The sequence below is a fragment of the Teichococcus coralli genome, assembly GCF_009829925.1.
Classification (GTDB): Bacteria; Pseudomonadota; Alphaproteobacteria; order Acetobacterales; family Acetobacteraceae; genus Pseudoroseomonas; species Pseudoroseomonas coralli.
Map to the genome: position 1 here is coordinate 23,339 of NZ_SNVJ01000009.1, position 19,967 is coordinate 43,305.

A 19,967-nucleotide genomic window follows, 5' to 3' on the forward strand; every position below is an offset into this window, starting at 1 on the left:
GCTCGCTCAGGTGAAGTTGCGGGCCTCGGCCAGGTCGGTCAGCGTGTCCACGTCGAGCCAGTGGCCGGTGAAGTATTTGACCCGCACCGGGTGCCGCGCCGCAAGCCGCGTCAGCAGCAGCGGCATGTCGGCCTGCTCCAGCAGCCCCTCCGCCTCCAGCGCGGCGATCTCCTCCCGCAGCCACTCGGCCCCCCGCGCGCTGAAGCGGGCGAGGCCCATCCACTCGCCGCAGACTTCTTCGGGTACGAGCCCGGCGCCCATCTGCCGCAGATGCGCCGGCGCGTCGTCCAGGTAGTCGCCGGAGAAGCGGTGGTCCGCCGCGACGAGGTCGCGCGGGCCGGAGGAGGCCTCGTTCGTGCCCAGCGTGTCCACCGCGATCACCACCTCGGCGCTGCTGGTCAGCAGGCTGTCCAGGATGTAGCGGCGGAACAGCACGTCGCCATAGACCACGACGGTCTCGCCGCGGATCGTCTCCCGCGCGCAGGCCAGCGACCAGGCCTCGCCGGTCTCGGCGTGGCGGTCGTTGTCCAGCATCCGCGCGCCCTGCAGCGCCACGGCCTCCTTGCGGTCGCCGCGCACCACGGTGATGTCGCGCACGCCGCTCTCGCGCAGCGTGCCGGCGAGCCGCTTCAGCAGCGACTGGCCGCGGATGTCCACCATGCATTTCGGCTGGTCCGGCGCCTGCCCGCCGAGCGATCCGCCGGCGGCCGCCAGCACCACCGCGGCGGCGGCGGGCTTCGCCGGCAGGTAGCGGCGCTCGGCCTCCTCCAGCTCCGCATTCCCGGTGATGCGGAAGATGTCCTTCACCGTCGCCACGCTGCCCTCGACGCGCACCAGCGACTCGTCCTCATGGATGCGCTGCGCCGTCTCGCGCATCGCCGCGATGGAGGACCGCATCAGGTGGTTGGCCCAGATGATGGTGGAGATCCCGGCCTGGCGGAACAGCTCCGTCGGCGTCGAATAATACATGGTCGGCACGATCACCACCGGCGCGCGGTTGCCCCAGCGCTCGGTGAAGGCGAAGATCTCCTCGGCCGTGGACTTCTTCGAGTGGATCAGGATCGCATCCGCCCCGGCCGCGTGATAGGCCTCGGCGCGGCGCAGCGCCTCCTCCATGCTGTGCCCGGAGATCAGCGCCTCGACGCGCGCGACCAGCACGAAGTCGTCGTCGGTCTGGCTGTCCTTGCCCGCCTTGATGCGCCCGCAGAACTCCGCCACGTCGGCCAGCGGCTGCGCCTCGCCGAGAAAGGAGTTGGTCTTCGGGAAGAGCTTGTCCTCGATGCAGACGCCGGCGATGCCGCGCTCGCCGAGCTTGCGCACGAAGCGTCGCACGTTGTTGAAGTTGCCATGGCCGGTGTCGCCGTCCACCAGGATCGGCAGGGTGGTGGCGTCGGCCATGTATTCCAGCACGTCGAGCACCTGCGTCCAGGAGGCCTCGTTGCTGTCGCGCAGGCCGAGCGCCGCCGAGGTGGTGAGCCCCGAGGCCCAGACGCCGCGGAACCCCGCCTCCTGCACGATCTTCGCCGACATCCCGTCATGCGCCTCCATCAGGAAGGAGAGCGAAGGCGACGTGATCTCCTGCCGGAGGGCGGCGAAGCGCGTGCGGCGCGCGGGAACCGGCGCGCCGGTGCGCGCCGCCAGAGGCCCTGCACTGCTCAAGGCGGTTCCTCCATGCTGAACACACCGTGTGCAGAGCTAGCAGGCTGGCCGCCCTTGCCAAGCCCGGAACTGTCACCCTAGCTTCACGGAACACGGAGACCAGCATCAGGAAATGCCCGGCTTGACGGCACCGCGCCCCGCTTCCGCGATCATCCTGGCGGCCGGCGTCGGCCGCCGCCTCGGCGCCGACGACCGGCCCAAGATCCTGCTGGAATTCGGCGGGCGGAGCCTGCTCGCGCGCCACCTCGCCGCGCTCGGCGAGCACGGCGTCACCGAGGTGAGCATCACCGTCGGCCACCAGCGGGCGCTGATCGAGGCCGAGGTGGCGCGGCTCGCCTGGCCCGGCTGCGTGCGCTTCGTCGGGAACTCGCACTACCGCGAGGGCAGCCTGGTCTCCCTTGCCGTGCAGGCGGAGGCGCTGCGCGCCGGGCAGCCCCTGCTGCTGATGGATGGCGACGTGCTCTACGACCCGCGCATCCTCGCGCCACTGGTGGAAGCGCCGGACGAAAATCTCCTGCTGCTCGACCGCGACATCGAGCCGGGCGACGAGCCGGTGAAGATCTGCCTGCGCGGCGACACCATCGTGGATTTCCGCAAGCGGCCCGAGCACGCGCATGACCGGCATGGCGAGTCGGTCGGCTTCTTCCGCTTCACCGCCGGGACGGCCGCCGCCCTGGCGGATCGCTGCGAGGCCTATCTCGCCGCCGGCCGCCGCCAGGTGGAGTACGAGGAAGCCATCCGCGACCTGATCCTGGCCGCGCCGGCGAGTTTCCGCGCGGTGGACATCAGCGCGCTGCCCTGGACCGAGATCGACTTCCCCGAGGACGTCGCCCGCGCGCGGGACGAGATCCTGCCGCAGCTGGCGGGGACCGCCGCGCCGTCCTGAGGCGGCGGAGCGGCGCCTGCGCCCTTGGCAGGGCAGCGGCGCCGCAGGCTCATTCCGCCGGAAGTGGCCGTGGTGCCGACCGGGCGAGGCGCCAGCGCAGGATATCGACGGCCAGGAAGGCCGCCAGGCTAACCCCGGCCACCGGCAAGGCCCATCCCAGTCCCGCCGCCACCAGCGCCACGACGATCCGGAGCGGAACCGAAAGACGCAGCCAGCTCTGCACCAGCGTCCGTGGCAGGGCGCCGGGCGCGGGCCGGTTCTGCCACCAGATGCGGTAGCCATAGACGACCGCCCCCACCAGCCCCAGGCCGACCGCCGCCATCAGGATCTGGTTCGCCACGCCGAACAGGATGCCCATATGCATGTCGATGCCCCAGCGGATCAGCTTGGCGATCAGGGGGAAACCGGCGAAGTCAGCCCGGCTCGTGACCTGCATCGAGCGGGGATCGATGGCGATCGTATCCACCTGGGTGGGCCAGGAGCGGTCGTATTCCCGCACCAGCTAGGCCTTTTCCGGAGTCGGCAGCCGGATCTCGACCATGGGTGAGTCGATCCCGGCTGCCCGTGCGGCGGCCATCACCTCGTCCAGCCGGGTGGCGGCCTCGGGCTGCGCCGCCGCGGCCATGCTCGCTGAGCCGTGGTGCGCGTGCGCACCGCCGGCGGTGTCGCTTCCGCCGTCCAGCGCCAGCGAAACGGATGGGGTAACCCAACCCAGCGCACCGCGCAGGCCGTCGATCCGGCCGCCGGCCCATTGCGACCAGGTGAGGCCGGTGGCGGAAAGAAACAGCAGGCCGAGCGACACGGAAACGCCGATCAGCCCGTGCAGCCGGCGCGTGCGGAGCCGCGTGTTCCGCGGGCTTTGGCGGGACAGGCGGCCGGTGCGACGCCACAGCCAGAGCAGCACGCCGCCCAGCGTCACCAGCCAGAGCCAGGAGGCGGCCAACTCGCTGTAGAAGCGGCCCGCCTCGCCCAGCAGGAGGTTGCGGTGCAGGTAGTCGAGCGTGGTGCGGAACGGCAGGATGCCGCTGGTGCCATAGACGGTCAGCTCCCCCTTCACCGCAAGCGTCACCGGATCGATGAAGATGGCGCGGTTCTCGGAGCCGCCCAGCCCCGGCTCGGCGTACATCACGCGCGTGGTCGCGCCTGCCGCCGGCGCCGGGCGGATGGCGAAGAGCCGGGCTTCGGGGCCCACGGCTGCGCGGGCGGCCTCGGCCTGCGCCGCCAGGCTTTGCGCCGGGCCGGTGGAACTGCTGCGCAACTCCTGGCGATACAGCACCTCCTCGATCTGCGGCGTCAGGACGTACAGCACGCCGGTAACGGCGGCGATCAGCAGGAAGGGGCCAACCAGCAGGCCGGCATAGAAATGCAGCCGTGCGATGAAGGCCTTGAGGTCCGACGCCGCTGAGACGACGGGCGGGGTGGCGGTGCTCATGCGGCACCCCCGTGGAAGGGACGCGGCAGCGAAGCTGCGGCAGGCGGGATGGCGCGCAGGCACATGGCCGCGCCGATCCGCCCGGCGGGCAGGTCAGGCATGGAGGAACTCCCGAGGAAGGACAACGGTTCGGCCATGGCTGGCCGGGACGGTTGAAAAGCCTCAGGAGACCGGCGGCGCGCGGGGATGGCGCGTGCTGGGTGGCGGAAGAAACGAGAGTTGCCGCGCAGTCGCCGCCAAGCCCCTGTCCGGCGCCGCGACGACGCGCGGCGGCGGCAGGGCGGGCGGCGGAGCGAGGTCGCCTCCGGCAATCGGTCCCAGCCAGAGCAGGCAGCATCCGGCCAGCGCTGGCGGCGGCTTCACCGGCTTGCCATCCGGCCCCAGCGTGATGGTGTGGAGACCCTCGGGCGAGCAGATCACCACCGCCTCGCCCACCGGCACCATGGCGCGCAGATGCGGCAACAGCCCGCCGCTCCACTGCGCCAGCAACAGCATGGCCAGCAGGCGGAGCACCAGGCGGGCGCGGGCTGATCGCGGCATGAGGGCGCCTGGGTAGCATCGGGCCACAACCTTGTCACGTGGGAAGGTTTGCAGCCGCCCTGCCTTCCGACCCTGACCCGGTGACCCTGCCAAGGTGCGAGCGGGGGGGGTGTCCCTACCGGAAGTCCCGGCTTCCCGGCATCTTCACGCGGTTCGGCCGGCGCGATCCCGGCTCCGGCCGCCGCACCTCGTCGGCGCGGCCGAGGCTGCGCTCGGCCCAGGCGGAGCCGCCATGCGGCAGGCTGTCCAGCAGGTCCGAGCGGTCGGTCAGCCGCCGCACGATCAGGTGGATGACGGGCACCGCGACATGCTGCGCCTCCCGCTCCACCACCCCCTCGGCCAGCAGCAGCCGCCCGGCGATCAGCGCCGCCCGGTCGCGCGCCGCCACATCGGCATAGACCACCAGGTTGGCCGTGCCGTGCTCGTCCTCCACGGTCAGGAAGACGATGCCCTGCGCCGAGCCCGGCCGCTGCCGCATCAGCACCATCCCCGCCAGGCGGATGGCGCTGCCCGGCCGCGCGGTGGCGAGGCGGCGCGTGTCCACCCAGCCCATCGCCTCCAGCTCCGGCCGCAGCAGGGCCATCGGGTGCCGCCCGAGCGTCAGGCCGGTGGCGAGGTAGTCCTCCACCACCCGCTCGCCCTCGCGCTCCGCCGGCAGGGCGGGGGCGGGCTCGGCCAGCAGCGGCGCCTCGCCGGCCAGCGCCGCCGCCGCCCCCTCCTGCGCGGCGGCGAAGAGCGGCAGGTCGCGGAACCCGTCCGCCGCGGCATGCGCCTCCCATGCGGCGTGCCGGCGCGGGCTGCCGGCCTCGGCGAAGCCATCCGCCGCCGCCAGCGCCCGCAGCGCCCGGCGGCCGACGCCGCTGCGCCAGGCCATCTCCTCCACCCCCTCGAAAGGGGCGCCGTTGCGCGCCTGCCGCGCCGCGACGATCGCCTGCCCCTCCACCTCGGCCAGCCCGCGCGCCAGCCGCAGCCCGAGCCGCAGCGCCAGCCCGCCGGCGCTGGTGGCCGCCGCCTCCAGCGTGCAGTCCCAGTCGCTGGCATTGACCGAGACCGGCCGCACCTCCACCCCATGCTCGCGCGCGTCGCGCACGATCTGCGCCGGGGCGTAGAAGCCCATCGGCTGGCTGTTCAGCAGCGCCGCGGCGAAGACCGCGGGGTGGTGGCACTTCACCCAGGCCGAGGCATAGACGAGATGCGCGAAGCTCGCCGCGTGGCTCTCCGGGAAGCCGTAGGAGCTGAAGCCCTGGATCTGCGCGAAGACCCGTTCCGCGAACTCGCGCACGTAGCCACGCCGCACCATGCCGCCCACCAGCTTCTCCTGGTAACGCTCGATGCCGCCATTCAGCTTGAAGGTCGCCATGGCGCGGCGGAGCTGGTCTGCCTCCTCCGGCGTGAAGCCGGCGGCGACGATGGCGATGCGCATCGCCTGCTCCTGGAACAGCGGCACGCCGAGCGTCTTCTCCAGCACGCCGCGCAACTCGTCCGGGTTGCCATCCGCCGGCGCCGGATAGACCGCCTGCTCCACGCCCTGCCGCCGGCGCAGATAGGGATGCACCATGTCGCCCTGGATCGGCCCCGGCCGCACGATCGCCACCTGGATGACGAGGTCGTAGAATTCCTTCGGCTGCAGCCGCGGCAGCATGTTCATCTGCGCCCGGCTTTCCACCTGGAACACGCCGAGGCTGTCGGCGCGGCGCAGCATGGCATAGGTCGCCGCGCATTCGCCCGGCAGCGTGTCGAGCTTCACGTCAAGCCGCGCATGGCCGCGCAACAGGTGGAAGGCGCGCCGGAGGCAGGAGAGCATCCCGAGCCCCAGCACATCCACCTTCAGGATGCCGAGCGCGTCGATGTCGTCCTTGTCCCATTCCAGCACGGTGCGGCCTTCCATCGCCGCCCTGGTCACCACCGCCAGCTCGACCAGCGGCCCGCGGGTGATGACGAAGCCGCCCACATGCGTCGCCGTGTGGCGGGGAAAGCCGACCAGCTCCTCCGCCAGCTCCAGCGCCAGGGCCAGGCGCGGATCCTCCGTGTCCAGCCCCTCGCCGCGCGCCAACTCGCGAAAATCCATGCTGCCGCCCGGGCCCCAGCTCATCTTCGCCAGCCGCGCGGTGACGTCCTCCGAAAGCCCCATCGCCTTGCCCACCTCGCGCAGCGCGCTGCGCGGCCGGTAGCGGATCACGGTGGCGCAGATCGCCGCGCGCTCGCGCCCGTAGCGTTCGTAGAGATGCTGGATCACCTCTTCGCGCCGCTCGTGCTCGAAGTCGATGTCGATATCCGGCGGCTCGCCGCGCGAGGCGGAGACGAAGCGCTCGAACAGCAGGTCATGCTTCGCCGGGTCCACGGCGGTGATGCCGAGCACGAAGCAGACCGCCGAATTCGCCGCCGAGCCGCGCCCCTGGCAGAGGATGTCCTTTTCCCTGGCGAAGCGGACGATCTCGTGCACCGTCAGGAAATAGGGCGCGTAGCCCAGATCGCCGATCAGGCGCAGCTCGTGCGCGATGCGCGCCGCGATTGCCGCCGGCGTGCCGCCGGGCCAGCGCGCCGCCGCCGCCTGCGCCACCCGCGCTTCCAATGTTTCCTGCGCCGTGCGGCCTTCCTCCAGCGCCTCCTCCGGATATTCGTAGCGGAGCTGCTCCAGCGAGAAGCCGCGCGCCGCATCCAGCACATGCAGCGTGTTGCGGAGCGCCTGCGGATGCCGCGCGAAGAGCCGCGCCATCGCCCCGGGCGATTTCAAATGCCGCTCGGCATTCGGCTCGGCGGCAAAGCCCAGCGCCTCCACGCCGCGCCCGAGCCGGATGGCGGTGAGCACGTCGGCCAGCCGCCGCCGCGCCGGGTGGTGGAAGCGCGGGTCGTTGGTGGCGAGCAGCCAGGCCCCGGCGGCCTCCGCCATGCCGGCCAGCCGGTCCAGCCGCCGCTGGTCGTCGCCGAGCAGCGGGCAGGCGGCCGCCACCAGCAGCGGCAGCGCCAGCCTGGGCCGCAGCGCCGCCGCCACCCGCCGCAGCCGGTCGGCAAAACCTGCATCAAAGGCCCGGGGGGGTGCCCGGGGCGGCACGGCGGCCAGCACCCAGCCCTCGGCGGCGGCCAGCATGTCCTCGGTGCCCAGCGGAAAGGTCCCCTTGGGCGCCTCCCTTCGCCCGCGCGAGAGCAGGACGGTCAGCCGCCCGTAGCCGGCGCGGTCCACCGGCCAGGCGAGCCATTCGCTGCCATCCGCCAGCCGCAGCCGGCAGCCGACGGCGAAGGGCAGCCCTTTCTCCCGCGCCGCCAGATGCCCGCGGATCACCCCGGCAAGCCCGTTGCTGTCGCAGAGCCCGAAGCCGGCATATCCCAGCGCCGCGGCGGTCTCCACCAGCTCCTCCGGATGCGAGGCGCCGTCGAGAAAGGAGAAGTTGGAGCGCGCGCCCAGTTCGGCGAAGGCGGGGATGTCACTCATGGCAGGTGGCCGTGCAGCCACCAGCCCCCCGCCGCGCGGCAGAGCCAGAGCCGCTCCCCGGAGGCCAGCTCCACCCGGTGATAGTCGCGCTCCGGCGCCCCGGCAGGGCTGCGCCACCATTCCGGTGCCAGCCGCAGCGGCCCCTCGGCGCGCAGCACATGCCACTCCGCCCCCCGCCATTGCACCCGCTTCAGCGCCTCCTTCGCCACCAGCGACACCGGCCGTTGCAGGCGCAGCACCGGCGCCGGATAGAGGGGCCAGCCCGGCGGCGGGCGCGGCACCTCCGCATGCGGCCCCAGCGCCGCGAGCATGTGCTCCGGCCAGTGGCTGGCCAGCGGCGCCACGCGATGCACCCGCAGCCGCTGCGCCAGCCGGTCGAGCAGTTGCGCCAGCGCCTCCTCCGCCACCGCCTCCGCGCCGGGGGCGAAGCCGGTCTGCCGCCCCATCGGCAGCGGGTCGCTGGCCCAGGCCGCCAGCGCCATGCGCTCAAAGCCGAGATCGGGCTCCAGCCCGCCCAGCTTCTCCGCGAAAAGCCGCCGCAGATGCGCCGGCGCCCGCACCGGCAGCCCGGTGCCCACCGTCACCTCCTGCACCGCCCCGTCCACCCGCTCCGCCGTCAGCACCAGCCGCCGCGCGCCGAGCCTCGCCGCCCGCAACCGCTCGCAAAGCTCGTCGAGCAGCCGGTCCAGCACCGCCTCGATGCCGCCACGGGTGACGACCGGCTCCAGCAGCGCGCGGCTGGCGCGCAGGTCGGGCGGTGGCAGAACAGGGCGCAGGGGCACGCCTTGCCGCCCCGTCACCGCGTCCAGCCGTTCCAGCAGCGGGGCGCCGAAGCGCCGGGCCAGCGCCGCGCGTGGCTGGCGCAGCAGGTCGTCCACCCGGCGCAGGCCAAGCCGCGCGAGGTCGGACAGCACCGCCTCCGGCAGCCGCAGCGCCGGGCCGATGGGCAAGGGCCTGGCCACCTGCTCCTCGGCGCCGGAGACCACCACCGGATCGTCCCGCCGGGCGCGCGCCAGGGCGGCGGCGGCGGCGCCGCCGCCGGCCACCGCCCCGCGCGCGGCGATCCCGGCCGCCCGCAGCCAGGCCACGGCATTGTCCAGCAAGGCCCTCTCGCCGCCGAACAGGTGGGCGCAGCCCGTGACGTCGAACAGCAGCCCGTCCGGCGGATCGGTGGCGGCGAGGGGGGTGTAGCGCCGCCCCCGCAGGGCGAGGGCGTGCAGCAGCGCGGCCTCGGCCTCCGGCGCGGCGGGGCGGAGCAGCAGGTCGGGCCGGATGGCCTGCGCGTCGGCCAGCGCCTGCCCCGCGCGCAGCCCCGCCGCGGCGGCCGTCCTGTCCACCGCCACCAGCAGGCGGCGGCTGCCGGCCTGTGCCCAGGTGGCCAGCGGCCGGCCCGCCGGCAGGCCCGGCTCGGCGCGGCGCAGCCGGTCGGTGGCGAAGGTCGGCAGGTGCAGCGCCAGGAAACGGCGCGGCGCGGCCGTCATGGCCCGTCGAGCGCCAGCCGCCCCTCGGCGGCATGCCAGCGCACCGCCCAGGGGCCGCCCGGCGCCCCGCCGCGCGCCCGCAGCAGCTCCAGCCGCCAGCGCGGCGCCCCGTCCCCCGGCAGGGCGGCGACCCGCCAGCGCGTGACGGCCGCGCTGGGGGCGAGCGGGCCGGCCCCGCCCTCATCGGGCCGCAGCAGCAGGCCGAGCGCGCCCCCCGCCTCGGCGGCCAGCTGCAGCCGCCGCGTCGCCGTCAGGTCGGGCGCCGCCCCGTCCCCCGCCAGCAGCGCGCCGCTGACGGCCGGGCAGCGCAGCGCCTCCTCCATGGCCCAGAGCGCGTCCACCCGGGCCTTCGCCCGCGCCAGCACCAACCGTTCCGGCGTGAGGCCGCAGCCGGCGAGTCCCGGCGGCCAGGGCCGCAGCGGCGCCTCGCCGGCGGTGATCCAGAGCACCGTGCCGCCGCTGCGCGCCAGCAGCAGGGCGCAGAAGGCGGCGCCACAGCCCGGCGTGGCGGCCAGCACCTCGTGCAACGCGGCCCGCGCCAGCCCGCCGCCCGGCAGGCCAAGCCCTTCGCAGAGCGGAATCGCCGCCTGCGCCTGCGCGGGCCTTCCGCCTCCCTCCAGCCGGGCCAGGCGGGCGCGCAGCGTGGCGAGGCCGGGGGGCGGCTCGTCGTCGGGGGCGGGGATGGGCCGGGGCATGGGGGAACCCCTCTGCTGGGCTGTCGGGCATCGCCTGGGGGGCGGGCGGGGGGGGCGCCCGTCGAAAGGGCTAGGGCAGCGGCGCAGGGAGTGGCCGGGTGGCGGGATGGTGGGCCGGAGGTCGGGGAGCGGATGAATCGGCGAGGCTCATGCGGCCGACGATGGCGAGACGATACGAACAAATCAAGAACAAAAGCCCTGGCCAAGCCGCTGCCTGCCTGGCGTGTCCCGCCAAAGTGAGAAGGGCGGCCGCTCGCCCGCTTGCCGCTGCCCGGCACCATCCCCGAGAGTGCCGGCCATCATCGGAGGAGGTCGGCATGAGCGTCGAGAACGATCCCGCGGCTGCGCTGGCACCCATGCCGGAGGGCCTGGAGCAGGTGATCCTGCCCCGTGCCCACGATGTCGGCGGCTTCGAGGTGCGCCGGGCCCTGCCGGCCAGGGAGCGGCAGATGGTCGGCCCCTTCATCTTCTTCGACCAGATGGGGCCGGGCGAGTTCCTGGCCGGCAAGGGGCTGGACGTGCGGCCGCACCCGCATATCGGCCTCTCCACCGTCACCTACCTGTTCGAGGGTGCCATCCAGCACCGCGACAGCCTCGGCTCCGACCAGCCGATCGTGCCCGGCGACGTCAACTGGATGACGGCCGGGCGCGGCATCGCGCATTCCGAGCGCACCGGCGCCGAACTGCGCCAGAGCGGCAGCCGCCTGTTCGGCATCCAGTCCTGGGTGGCGCTGCCGAAACATGCCGAGGAGACCGCCCCCGCCTTCGCCCACCACGCGGCCGCCAGGCTGCCGGTGCTGGAGGATGGCGGCACCCGGCTGCGGCTCATCGCCGGCGAGGGCTGGGGTGCCCGCGCGCCGGTCACCGTCTCCTCCGACCTCTTCTACGCCGACGCCGCCCTCGCCCCCGGCGCCGCGCTGCCGCTGCCGGACCACCACGAGGAGCGCGCGGCCTATGTGCTGGACGGCGAGGTGGAAGTCGCCGGCGAGCGCTTCGCCCCCGGCCGCATGCTCGTCTTCCGCGCCGGCGACGCGCTGGCGCTGCGGGCCGGCCCCCGGGGCGCGCGCGTGCTGCTGCTCGGTGGCGCGGCGATGGACGGGCCGCGCTACCTGTTCTGGAACTTCGTCGCCTCCTCGCGCGAGCGCATCGAGCAGGCCAAGGCGGACTGGAAGGCCGGCCGCTTCGCCCCGGTGCCCGGCGACGACAAGGAGTTCATTCCCTTGCCTGAGGAGCGCATCCGCGTCCGCGCCGGCACCCAGGCCCCGGCGGCGGGCTCGCCGACGAGCTGACCCGCCGCGCAAGGCCTGCGGCCGGGCGTCCGGCCGCAGGCGCCGCCACGCCTTGCGGGGGCGCGGCGGCCATTCATCCGGTCAGCGCTGGCGAGTGGCGAAGCTCGTCGGCATCATCGCCGGGCTCGGCCGGTAGACCACATCCTCGCTGTGCCCGCCGACGAAGAACGGAATGCCGGATGCCCTGCGGCCGATGCTCGGGTCGGAATAGACGATGGCGCTGTCCTGGCCGAGCGAGACTTCCCGGGTATAGCCGCCGCCGACGACGTTGCCGCGAAATTCCGGCGCATACGGGTTGGCGAAGCTCTCGCCCTGGGTCACTGCTTCCAGGCGGGCCTGGGCGGGGAGGGTGCCGGCAAGCCCCAGCAGGGCGGCGGCACCCAGCAGAATGCGGGAAGCGTTCATGGTCGTATCTCCCTGCGAAAGGGAATGGACCGAACGATGCGCAGGTCGGTGGCAGCAATATGAGCTCTGCAACCCGTCCACGGAATTACGGAAAAAATGATCGTTCTCATCGGTGCGGAAGATGGTTCCTCCGCTGCCGGCATGGGGGGGGCGCGCCGGCGCCCCGGGGCCAATGGGCGCCCGTCTGCCCGGGCTCGCCTTTCCGCCGCGCGAATCCGGAACTTCCCAAGCTTTCCTGAAGCTCTTCTCCAAGCCGGGAGACCTGCTGCGTCCCTAGGATTGCGCCACGCCCCGGCGGCCGCCGCGTCCTCTTTCGGCGGGCCACCCGGCGGCGCTCCATCGCGCAACCCGCCGCCCGCGGCCCCGAAGCCGCCCGGCCAAATGCGGAAGACGACCATGCCCGCCGAAGCCGCCACCCTTTCACCCAAGGCGAAGCGGCAGCCCATGCCGCTGAACGGCGTCAACACGCCCGCGCTGCTCGCCACCATCGGTGCCGTCGCCACGCAGCCCGCCCTGGCGGCGATCGTCGCGCAGTCCAGGGCCCGCTCCGCCGTTTTCGACATCCTGACCCATGGCGTGCCCGTCAGCATCACCGTGCAGGACTGACCGCCAAGCTGCCGCAACCTGCCGCGCCACGCGGCCTGAGCCATGAGGAACCCTCTATGCCCGGCCTGGAACGCTTCGATGTGCTGGTGGCCGGCGCGCGCTGCGCCGGCGCCGCCGCCGCGATGCTGATGGCGCGGCAGGGACTGCGCGTGCTCGTGGTGGAGCGCGGCGCCTACGGGCGCGACACGCTGTCCACCCATGCGCTGATGCGCGGCGGCGTGCTGCTGCTGCGGCGCTGGGGCGTGCTGGAGCGCCTCGTGGAGGCAGGCACGCCGCCGATCCGCCACGCCACCTTCCACTACGGCGACGAGGCCGTCCCGCTGGAGATCCGGCCAGGCGACGGAGTGGATGCGCTCTACGCCCCGCGCCGCACCCTGCTGGACAGCGCCCTGGCCGACGCCGCCGGGGAGGCGGGCGCCGAGCTGCGCTACGGCCACAGCCTGGCCGGCCTGCTGCAGGATGAGGCGGGCCGCGTCACCGGGGCCAGGATCGTGGACCCGGCCGGCCGGCGCAGCAAGGTCGAGGCCGGGCTGGTCGTCGGCGCCGACGGCGCCGGCTCCACGGTCGCCCGCCTCGCCGGCGCCCCGGTGCTGGCGGTGGGGCGGAACGCGGCGCCGGTGGTCTATGGCTACTGGTCCGGCCTGACCGACCACGGCACCCACTGGCATTACCGGCCCGGCCTGAGCGCCGGCCGCATCCCCACCAATGCCGGGCATCACTGCGTCTTCGTCGCCGCCGCGCCCGCCCGCCTCCGCAGCGTGGCGCATGAGGACCGGCGAAACGGCTTCCTCGCCCTGCTGCGCGCCGCAGCACCGGCGCTGGCGGAGGAGGTCGCCGCCGCCAGCCCGGAGGGGGACCTGCTGCCCTTCGCCGGCCGCCGGGGGTTCATGCGCCATCCCTGCGGGCCGGGCTGGGCGCTGATCGGCGATGCCGCCTCCTTCAAGGATCCGAGCACCGCGCATGGCATCACCGATGCCCTGCGCGACGCGGCCTTGCTGGCCGGGGCGGTGGCCAGGAACACGCCGGCCGCCTTCAGCGACTTCGCCGACCGGCGCGACGCGCTCCTGCGCCCGCTCTTCCAGGTGACCGACGCGGTTGCCGGCCATGACTGGGATCTCACGACTCTGAAGTCGCTCCACCGCACCCTGAACCAGGTGATGCGGCAGGAGGTAGAGCACCTCCTTGCGCTGGCCGCGCCGGCGGAGCTTGCGGCCTGAGCGGCGGAAAAGCTCGGGGGAAGGAATTCCTCCGAAGCCCCTTCTTTCTTCCTCGGGCTCGCGCGCGGGCGCGTGACGCCGCCCCGAGGGCCGGCCCGCTCCCCTATGCCGCGGCGTGCGGCATGGTGCCATTCGGCACCGGCCCCTCGGCGAGGCCGGCGCGGCGCAGCCCCTCGATGCAACGATCCACCAAGGCCTTATCGGCGCAGAAGAAGAAGTCGGACCGCGCCGCCGCCAGGGTATAGCCCGGCGCCCGCTCCAGCAGGTCCCGCAGGGCGCGGCCCGCTTCCTCCATGCGGCCGAGCAGGCCAAGCGCGGCGGTCAGGATGAGGCTTGGCCAGTGCTTCGCATTCGCCACCCGCGCGCCCTTGCGGGCATAGGCCGCCGCTTCCTCCAGCTCGCCGAGCGCGAAATGCGCCAGCCCATGGATCGCGTGGAAGCTGGAGAGGTGCGGGTCGCGCGGGCTGAGCGCCGTCGCCCGTTCCAGGTAGCCGATCGCCTCGCGCGCGCAGCCGCAGAAGTTCAGCGTGAAGCCGAGGGCGAAATAGGCCTGCGCGAAGCTCGGGTTGATGGCGATGGCCTGCTCCAGCAGCGCGGTCGCCTCGTCGTAGTCGTGGCGGAAGCAGTGCACGCGGCCGAGCACGCAAAGGTTCATGCAGTCCTGGTCGTCCAGCGCCACGGCGGCGCGGCCGCAGCGCAGCGCCGCGTCGAGCAGCGCCGGGCGCGCGGCGGGGGCGCCGAAGGCGGCCTTCTGCAGCAGCACGTAGCCCAGCCCGCCATGCGCGCGGGCGAAGCCCGGGTCAAGCGCGATGGCCTGGCGGAACATCGCCTCCGCCTCGTTCATGCCGGGCGTGGTGAAGCCCCAGAGATGGAACAGCCCGCGCTGGTAGCAGTCCCAGGCGCCGAGATCGACGGGCGGGCGCCGCACCGCCGCCTCACGCTCCAGCCGCGCCAGCTCCGGCTCGATCACCGCGGCGATCTGCTCCGCCATGGCGCGCTGCACGTCGAGCACCTCGGCCAGCGGCAGGTCGTAAGCGTCCGACCAGAGCTGCCGCCCGGTTTCGGCGCAGACCAGGTCGGCCACCAGCCGCACCCGCTCCCGGTGCTTGGCGACGCTGCCATGCACGAGGTAGCGCACGCCGAGCGCGGCGCCGATCTCCCGCGCATCCACGTCGCGGTCGCGGTAGGCGGCGCCGGAATGGCGGCTGAGCACGTCCATCCAGCGATGCCGCGCCAGCATGCGGATCACGTCCTCGGTCAGCCCGTAGCTGAAGTAGTCGGTGTCGGGCTCCGGGCTGATGTTGCGGAAGGGCAGCACCACGATGGAAGGCCGCCGCGAGCGGCGCGCCGGCCGCGGCTCCGGCGCCGCCGGCTCCGCGGCGGCCGTCGGCTTCTCCGCGGCCTCCTCGACGGTGCCGACGAAGCGGAAGCCGCGCTTGTGGATCGTCTTGATCAGCGCCTGGCGGTCGCCGTCGTCACCAACCGCCTTGCGGGCGGCGTTGATGCGGCTGCTCAGCGCCGCCTCGGAAACGATGCGGCCGTTCCAGATGGCCTCGAACAGCTCGTCCTTGCTCACCACCCGGTCGCGGTGCCGCACCAGGTGGACGAGCAGGTCGAAGACCTGCGGCTCGACATGGACCCTTTGTCCGCCACGGCGCAGCTCATGCCGGTGCAGGTCCACCTCGTGCCCGGCGAAGGCGATGGACATCGCCACCCTCCCAATCCTTGGGGGCGCCCCGCGGCTGTGGCTCCGGCGGGGCATGTGATCCGTCATGCCGCGCCGGGCAGGGCGCCGTCGCGCGGTGGCGCAATATTCTCCTGCCTGCCGCGCGACTCAAGCTTTCATTCCACATAAGCATCGGTTCAGGAAATCTCCAGGAAATCACCGGCTGCGCTCCAGCGCGTCTCCAAGTCTTGCGGCCCTCCCCGCGGCACAAAGCTCCCGCCACCGCAGCACGGTGGCCAAGCACCCACACGCGGAGGACACGCCATCATGGCCATCATCAATTCCCTTTTCTCGATGCTCTCCCTCTGGCGCGAGCGCGCCTGGGGACGGCGCCAGTTGCAGGAAATGGACACGCACATGCTGCGCGACATCGGCCTCAGCCACGGCGCCGCCGCGATGGAAGCCGCCAAGCCCTGGTGGCGGGACTGATGCGCCGCGCCGCCGCCGCCCGCCCGCCCCGGGAGGAACCCAGCATGAGCATCGCTTCACGTCCGGCCACCTCCTGCCCATCGCGCGGCGCGGGCCTCGGCATCGCCGCCGCGCTGCTGGCGGCCGTTGTCTGGGGCGGGGCGCTGGCGATGACCCGCCTCGGCGTCGCCGGGCCCGGTCGGCTGGGCCCGGCCGACATCGCCCTGTTGCGCTTCACCGCTCCGGCCCTGCTGCTGCTGCCCGTGCTGCTGCGCGCCCTGCCGCGCCTGCGCCAGGTCAGTCCCTGGCTGCTCGCCGCCCTGCTCGCCGGCGGCGGGGCGCCCTTCGTGCTTGTGGCGGGGGCGGGGCTGCGGCACGCCGGGGCGGCCGAGGCGGGGGCGCTGCTGCCCGGCACCGTGCCGCTCTGCGTCGCGGTCGTTTCCGTCCTGTTCGGCGAACGCCTCGGGCTGCGGCGGCTGGCCGGGCTTGCCCTGATCGCCGCCGCCGTTCTGGCGGTGGCCGGGCCTTCCGCCCTGGACGGCTTCGCGGAAGCGGGAACCGGCCACATGCTGCTGCTTGCCGCCGCCCTCCTCGCCTCCCTCTACACGGTCGGGCTGCGCCGCGCCGGCATCGGCGCCTGGGAGGCGGCGGCCTTTGTCAGCGCCGGCTCGGTCCTGGCGCTGGTGCCGCTCTACCTGCTGGCCGGCCCCGCCCTGCCGGCCGCGCCCTGGGACATGCTCGCCCTGCAGGCGCTGTTCCAGGGCGGCGCCTCCGGGTTGCTGGCGCCGGTCGCCTTCGCCCTGGCGGTGACGCGGCTCGGCGCGGCGCGGGCGGCGGCCTTTGGCGGGCTCAGCCCGGGCATCGCCGCGCTGTTCGGCTTCGCCCTGCTGGGCGAGACGCCGGCCCTGCTGCCGGTGGTGGCGGTGCTAGCCGCCGGGCTCGGCGTCGCGCTGGTGAACTGGCAGCCGCGCGCCGCCGCCGCCACCACCTGAGCGGCCGGGGGCGGCGCCGCCCCCTGCAAGGCGGCAGGCCCGCTCCCCGGCGTTCCCCCGGCCTTCCTCCATGCGGCCCCGCGTGGCCGCTGGTCCGGCGGCTCAGCCGAGCGCCTGGCCGAGATCGGCGATCAGGTCATCCGCCTCCTCCAGCCCGACCGAGAAGCGGAACACGCCTTCCCCGGCCCAGTCGCGATAGGCGGCCGCCTGCGCGCCCTCCACGCGGAAGGAGGCGCGCAGCAGGTCGTCGGTCGGGATGTGGAAGAGCAGGCTCTTCGTCTTGCCCAGCGAGACGGCGTAGGAGATCACCTGGAGCCGTTCCGCCAGCCGCGCCGCGAGCGCCGCGCCGCCGCCGCGCACGGAGAAGGCGAGCAGCCCGGAGAAGTTCCGCATCTGCCGCTGCGCCAGCGCGTGCTGCGGGTGGCGCGGCGAGCCCGGCCAAAGCACCGAGCGCACCTTGGGATGCCCCGCCAGGAAGGCCTCCAGCTTGCGCGCGTTCGCCTCGTGCAGCGCCATGCGCGGCGCCAGCGTCTCCAGCCCGCGCAGGATGAGCCAGGCGTTGAAGGGCGCCAGCGCGCCGCCGAGATGGATCAGCCCTTGCCGGCGCAGCCCCGCCATCCGTTCGGACCGCCCGATGACGGCGCCGCCCAGCGCGTCGCCATGGCCGCCGATGTATTTCGTCAGCGAATGCACGACGTAGTCGGCGCCGAGCGCCAGGGGCCGCGTGCCGAGCGGCGTGGCGATGGTGGAGTCGACCGAGAGCTCCGCCCCGCCGGCATGTGCGATGGCGGCGACGGCGGCGATGTCGGTCAGCTTGAGGATCGGGTTGGCCGGCGTCTCCACATGCACCAGCCGGGTGTTCGGCCGCATGGCCGCGCCCACCGCGGCGGGGTCGGCGGTGTCCACCGGCGTCGCCGTGATGCCGTGCCGCGGCAGGATGTCCTGCGCCAGCTCGGCCACCCCGGCGTAGCAGACGTCGGAGAGCACCAGGTGGTCGCCGGCGGCGAGCCGGTCCAGGAACAGCGCGCTGACCGCCGCCATGCCGCTGGCGAAGCTCACCGCCGCCTCGCCGCCTTCCAGCGCCGCCAGCCGCTGCTCCAGGCTCTCCGCCGTCGGGTTGCTCCAGCGGGCGTAGAAATGCGGCGCGTCGGCCGCGAGGTCGTTGGCGGAGAAGCCGACCGCAGCGGGATGCGTGAAGAAGCTCGTGGCGAGCTGCGGCGGGGGCGTGACGGGAGCGCCGGCCTGCCGTGGCGCCTCTCCGGCGTGCAGTGCCAAGGTCGCGGGGCTCCGTGTATCCGGCATGTCGTCCTCCCTGTGATCGCCGCGGGCGGGCGCAGGCTAGGCGCCGCGCGCCGTTCCGCCAAACGCCGGCTCCGGTGACGAATGCCGCGCCTCCTTGCATCGGCGGCAGGCAGGCCGATGGGCGGAAGGACGATCCGCCGGCGTGGCTGGAATCGTCCCTGACGCGGCCTTCGGTTCTCAGCCGCGCCCCGCCCGCCGCGTGGCGGGGGCCCGCCGACGCCGCACCCGACGGCGGGTGACTGCGAGGGCGCATCGCCGCCTCGGTGGTCGCCGCCGATTGGCAGCTTTCCCTGAAGCGCCTAGCCTGCTGGTTCAAGAAACGGACCTGAACCGAGGAGCGTCCCGCGTGATCCACGTTATCGCCATCATCACCGCCAAGCCTGGCATGCGTGAGGCCGTGCTGAAGGAGTTCCGCGCCAACATGCCGGCGGTGCATGCCGAGGAGGGCTGCATCGAATACGGCCCCGCGGTCGATGCCGAAGGCATTGGCGCCATCCAGACCGCCTGCGGGGCCGACACCTTCGTGGTTGTCGAGAAGTGGGAAAGCCCCCAGGCGCTGAAGGCCCATGGCGCCGCGCCCCACATGGCGGCCTACGCGGCGAAGACGAGAGACATGATCGCCAGCCGTGTTATCCACGTCCTTAGCCCCGCTGCCTGACACGCGGCACGACGAAAGGCGCGCCACCTCCGCGATTGCAAGGATTATATTCCTGTGATACGATCCTGCGAGCCAGCGGGGGTGGTGTGTCCGCGCCTCCGGCCGAGACTGTGCGGGAAGTCTGGCTTCACCGGCTGGCGCACCGCTTCGCAGCGGTCGTGACCGCTCCTCCATCCCCTGCAAGGCCGCCCGCCCCAACTCGGCCTCTGGCCTGTGGAGAGGCGCCAAGCGGCGGAAGGATGGTGCCGGCGTCCGGAAGGTTCCTCACGACCGGCTGCAGGCCGCCGTCCGGCCCGCGCCCGCAGCGGGCGTGAAGCCGGCCGCTGCCTTGCGGGCCGACGCGGCGGCGTTCTCCCGGCCCTCCACCACTGCCGCCGCCTGGTCTCCCTTCCAGCAGCGCCCGCGCCAGGGCGGCGAGCCTCGCCTACACCGGCGGCGCGGTGCGCGGCATGGCCGGGGCGGTGCGCGCCCGCTGCCAGGCCATCGCCACCACGACCACCATCAGCCCCGCCGCGACCACGGCCACAGCCAGGTTGAGATCCCGCCCCAGGGTATTGGCGTAGAGGATGGCCAGCAACGCCCAGGCGGTGGCGGCGGCATACCAGGGTGAGCCGTGCGCGGCCCAGAGCACGCCAAGCGTGAAGCCGCCCGCCGCCAGCAGGATCAGCACCGCCGCGAGCGTGCCCGCCGCGCCCTCCGCCTGAATGGCGCCGCTCACCAGCGCAGCTCCCGCGATGTTGGCGAAGGTGGCCACCGAGACCCAGCCCGCCAGCATGCCCACCAGCGGCTGCACGATCCAGCGCTCGGGCCAGCCGCGGGCGGCGCCGCGGTGGACCAGGTTGCGGTTGATGAAGAAGGCCGTGAGGCTGGCGCCCAGCACCACCAGGATGACCAGCACGAGGTGCCAGCCGTTCTCGGTGAGCTGCGAAAGGATCATCCACAGGATCGAGGCGGCGAAGGCGGCGGCGAGCGGCCATCCCAGGCGCCGCGCGGCGACGCTGTCCTTGCCGCCATCCGGCAGCACCTGCCAGATGCCCCAGGCGATCGAAAGGGCGAAGAGCAGCCCCCAGATCGAGAAGGCATAACCTTGCGGCACCACCGCCGTCTGGCTCCGGGCGGACATCTCCGCCTGGGTGTGGCCAATGCCGAAGAGGGGTGCCATGGCCCCTGCCAGCGGCTGCGCCAGCGGCAGCACGAGGTTCAGCAGGGTGCGGAGATCGTTGCGCGTCATCAGGCCCTTC

The 19,967-nt window shown here is 73.7% G+C and carries 18 protein-coding genes; 7 read left to right on the forward strand and 11 right to left on the reverse strand.

Annotated elements, in window-relative coordinates; all coding sequences use genetic code 11:
• Positions 1–6: 6 nt before the first annotated feature.
• Positions 7–1,659, reverse strand: coding sequence for a phosphoenolpyruvate mutase (gene aepX, locus E0493_RS11860; RefSeq protein ID WP_235913733.1), 1,653 nt, complete (start codon positions 1,657–1,659; stop codon positions 7–9).
• A 121-nt stretch (positions 1,660–1,780) separates the two neighbouring features.
• On the opposite strand from aepX, the gene E0493_RS11865 reads away from it, so the two are divergent.
• Entirely contained in the window at positions 1,781–2,545 is a 765-nt protein-coding gene (locus tag E0493_RS11865; protein ID WP_408888819.1) for a phosphocholine cytidylyltransferase family protein, read from the forward strand.
• A gap of 49 nt (positions 2,546–2,594) precedes the next feature.
• On the opposite strand, the gene E0493_RS23100 is transcribed toward E0493_RS11865, so the two are convergent.
• The 6 genes from E0493_RS23100 to E0493_RS11890 form a co-directional block, all read right to left on the reverse strand.
• A complete protein-coding gene (locus E0493_RS23100) occupies positions 2,595–3,044 on the reverse strand; it encodes a PepSY domain-containing protein (RefSeq protein WP_202397089.1) in 450 nt (149 codons plus the stop codon).
• A gap of 3 nt (positions 3,045–3,047) precedes the next feature.
• Entirely contained in the window at positions 3,048–3,977 is a 930-nt protein-coding gene (locus E0493_RS11870) for a PepSY-associated TM helix domain-containing protein (RefSeq protein WP_202397090.1), read from the reverse strand.
• A 162-nt stretch (positions 3,978–4,139) separates the two neighbouring features.
• Positions 4,140–4,517 (reverse strand): hypothetical protein, encoded by a 378-nt coding sequence (locus E0493_RS11875; protein WP_160937167.1) that lies wholly within the window; start codon positions 4,515–4,517, stop codon positions 4,140–4,142.
• Positions 4,518–4,632: 115 nt separating this feature from the next.
• Entirely contained in the window at positions 4,633–7,947 is a 3,315-nt protein-coding gene (locus E0493_RS11880; protein ID WP_160937168.1) for an error-prone DNA polymerase, read from the reverse strand.
• Positions 7,944–9,428 (reverse strand): Y-family DNA polymerase, encoded by a 1,485-nt coding sequence (locus E0493_RS11885; RefSeq protein WP_160937169.1) that lies wholly within the window; start codon positions 9,426–9,428, stop codon positions 7,944–7,946. The genes E0493_RS11880 and E0493_RS11885 overlap by 4 nt, the downstream gene beginning before the upstream one ends.
• A complete protein-coding gene (locus E0493_RS11890) occupies positions 9,425–10,123 on the reverse strand; it encodes an ImuA family protein (RefSeq protein WP_160937170.1) in 699 nt (232 codons plus the stop codon). The genes E0493_RS11885 and E0493_RS11890 overlap by 4 nt, the downstream gene beginning before the upstream one ends.
• A 317-nt stretch (positions 10,124–10,440) precedes the next feature.
• On the opposite strand from E0493_RS11890, the gene E0493_RS11895 reads away from it, so the two are divergent.
• The gene (locus E0493_RS11895; RefSeq protein WP_160937171.1) at positions 10,441–11,412 is read left to right on the forward strand and encodes a pirin family protein; all 972 of its coding nucleotides are present in this window, start codon (positions 10,441–10,443) and stop codon (positions 11,410–11,412) included.
• A gap of 81 nt (positions 11,413–11,493) precedes the next feature.
• Here the strand turns inward: E0493_RS11895 and E0493_RS11900 are convergent, their stop codons facing one another.
• Positions 11,494–11,817 (reverse strand): hypothetical protein, encoded by a 324-nt coding sequence (locus E0493_RS11900; RefSeq protein ID WP_160937172.1) that lies wholly within the window; start codon positions 11,815–11,817, stop codon positions 11,494–11,496.
• A 396-nt stretch (positions 11,818–12,213) separates the two neighbouring features.
• On the opposite strand from E0493_RS11900, the gene E0493_RS11905 reads away from it, so the two are divergent.
• Positions 12,214–12,423 (forward strand): hypothetical protein, encoded by a 210-nt coding sequence (locus tag E0493_RS11905; protein ID WP_160937173.1) that lies wholly within the window; start codon positions 12,214–12,216, stop codon positions 12,421–12,423.
• Positions 12,424–12,479: 56 nt separating this feature from the next.
• Positions 12,480–13,640, forward strand: coding sequence for an NAD(P)/FAD-dependent oxidoreductase (locus E0493_RS11910; protein ID WP_160937174.1), 1,161 nt, complete (start codon positions 12,480–12,482; stop codon positions 13,638–13,640).
• Positions 13,641–13,743: 103 nt separating this feature from the next.
• Here the strand turns inward: E0493_RS11910 and E0493_RS11915 are convergent, their stop codons facing one another.
• Positions 13,744–15,348 (reverse strand): winged helix-turn-helix domain-containing tetratricopeptide repeat protein, encoded by a 1,605-nt coding sequence (locus E0493_RS11915; protein ID WP_160937175.1) that lies wholly within the window; start codon positions 15,346–15,348, stop codon positions 13,744–13,746.
• Between the two features lie 285 nt (positions 15,349–15,633).
• Here E0493_RS11915 and E0493_RS11920 point away from each other — a divergent pair, with 285 nt between their 5' ends.
• Complete coding sequence (locus tag E0493_RS11920; protein ID WP_160937176.1) at positions 15,634–15,795, forward strand: DUF1127 domain-containing protein; 162 nt, start codon at positions 15,634–15,636, stop codon at positions 15,793–15,795.
• A 44-nt stretch (positions 15,796–15,839) separates the two neighbouring features.
• On the forward strand, positions 15,840–16,766 hold the full coding sequence (locus E0493_RS11925; protein WP_160937177.1) for an EamA family transporter: 927 nt from the start codon (positions 15,840–15,842) through the stop codon (positions 16,764–16,766).
• Between the two features lie 102 nt (positions 16,767–16,868).
• On the opposite strand, the gene E0493_RS11930 is transcribed toward E0493_RS11925, so the two are convergent.
• Positions 16,869–18,068 carry a trans-sulfuration enzyme family protein gene (locus E0493_RS11930; protein ID WP_160937178.1) on the reverse strand — a complete coding sequence of 400 codons (1,200 nt, stop codon included), beginning with the start codon at positions 18,066–18,068 and terminating at the stop codon, positions 16,869–16,871.
• A 346-nt stretch (positions 18,069–18,414) separates the two neighbouring features.
• On the opposite strand from E0493_RS11930, the gene E0493_RS11935 reads away from it, so the two are divergent.
• Positions 18,415–18,726: a putative quinol monooxygenase gene (locus E0493_RS11935; RefSeq protein WP_160937179.1), complete on the forward strand. Its 312-nt coding sequence runs from the start codon at positions 18,415–18,417 to the stop codon at positions 18,724–18,726.
• A 424-nt stretch (positions 18,727–19,150) separates the two neighbouring features.
• Here the strand turns inward: E0493_RS11935 and E0493_RS11940 are convergent, their stop codons facing one another.
• A complete protein-coding gene (locus E0493_RS11940; protein ID WP_160937180.1) occupies positions 19,151–19,957 on the reverse strand; it encodes a hypothetical protein in 807 nt (268 codons plus the stop codon).
• Positions 19,958–19,967 lie beyond the last annotated feature (10 nt).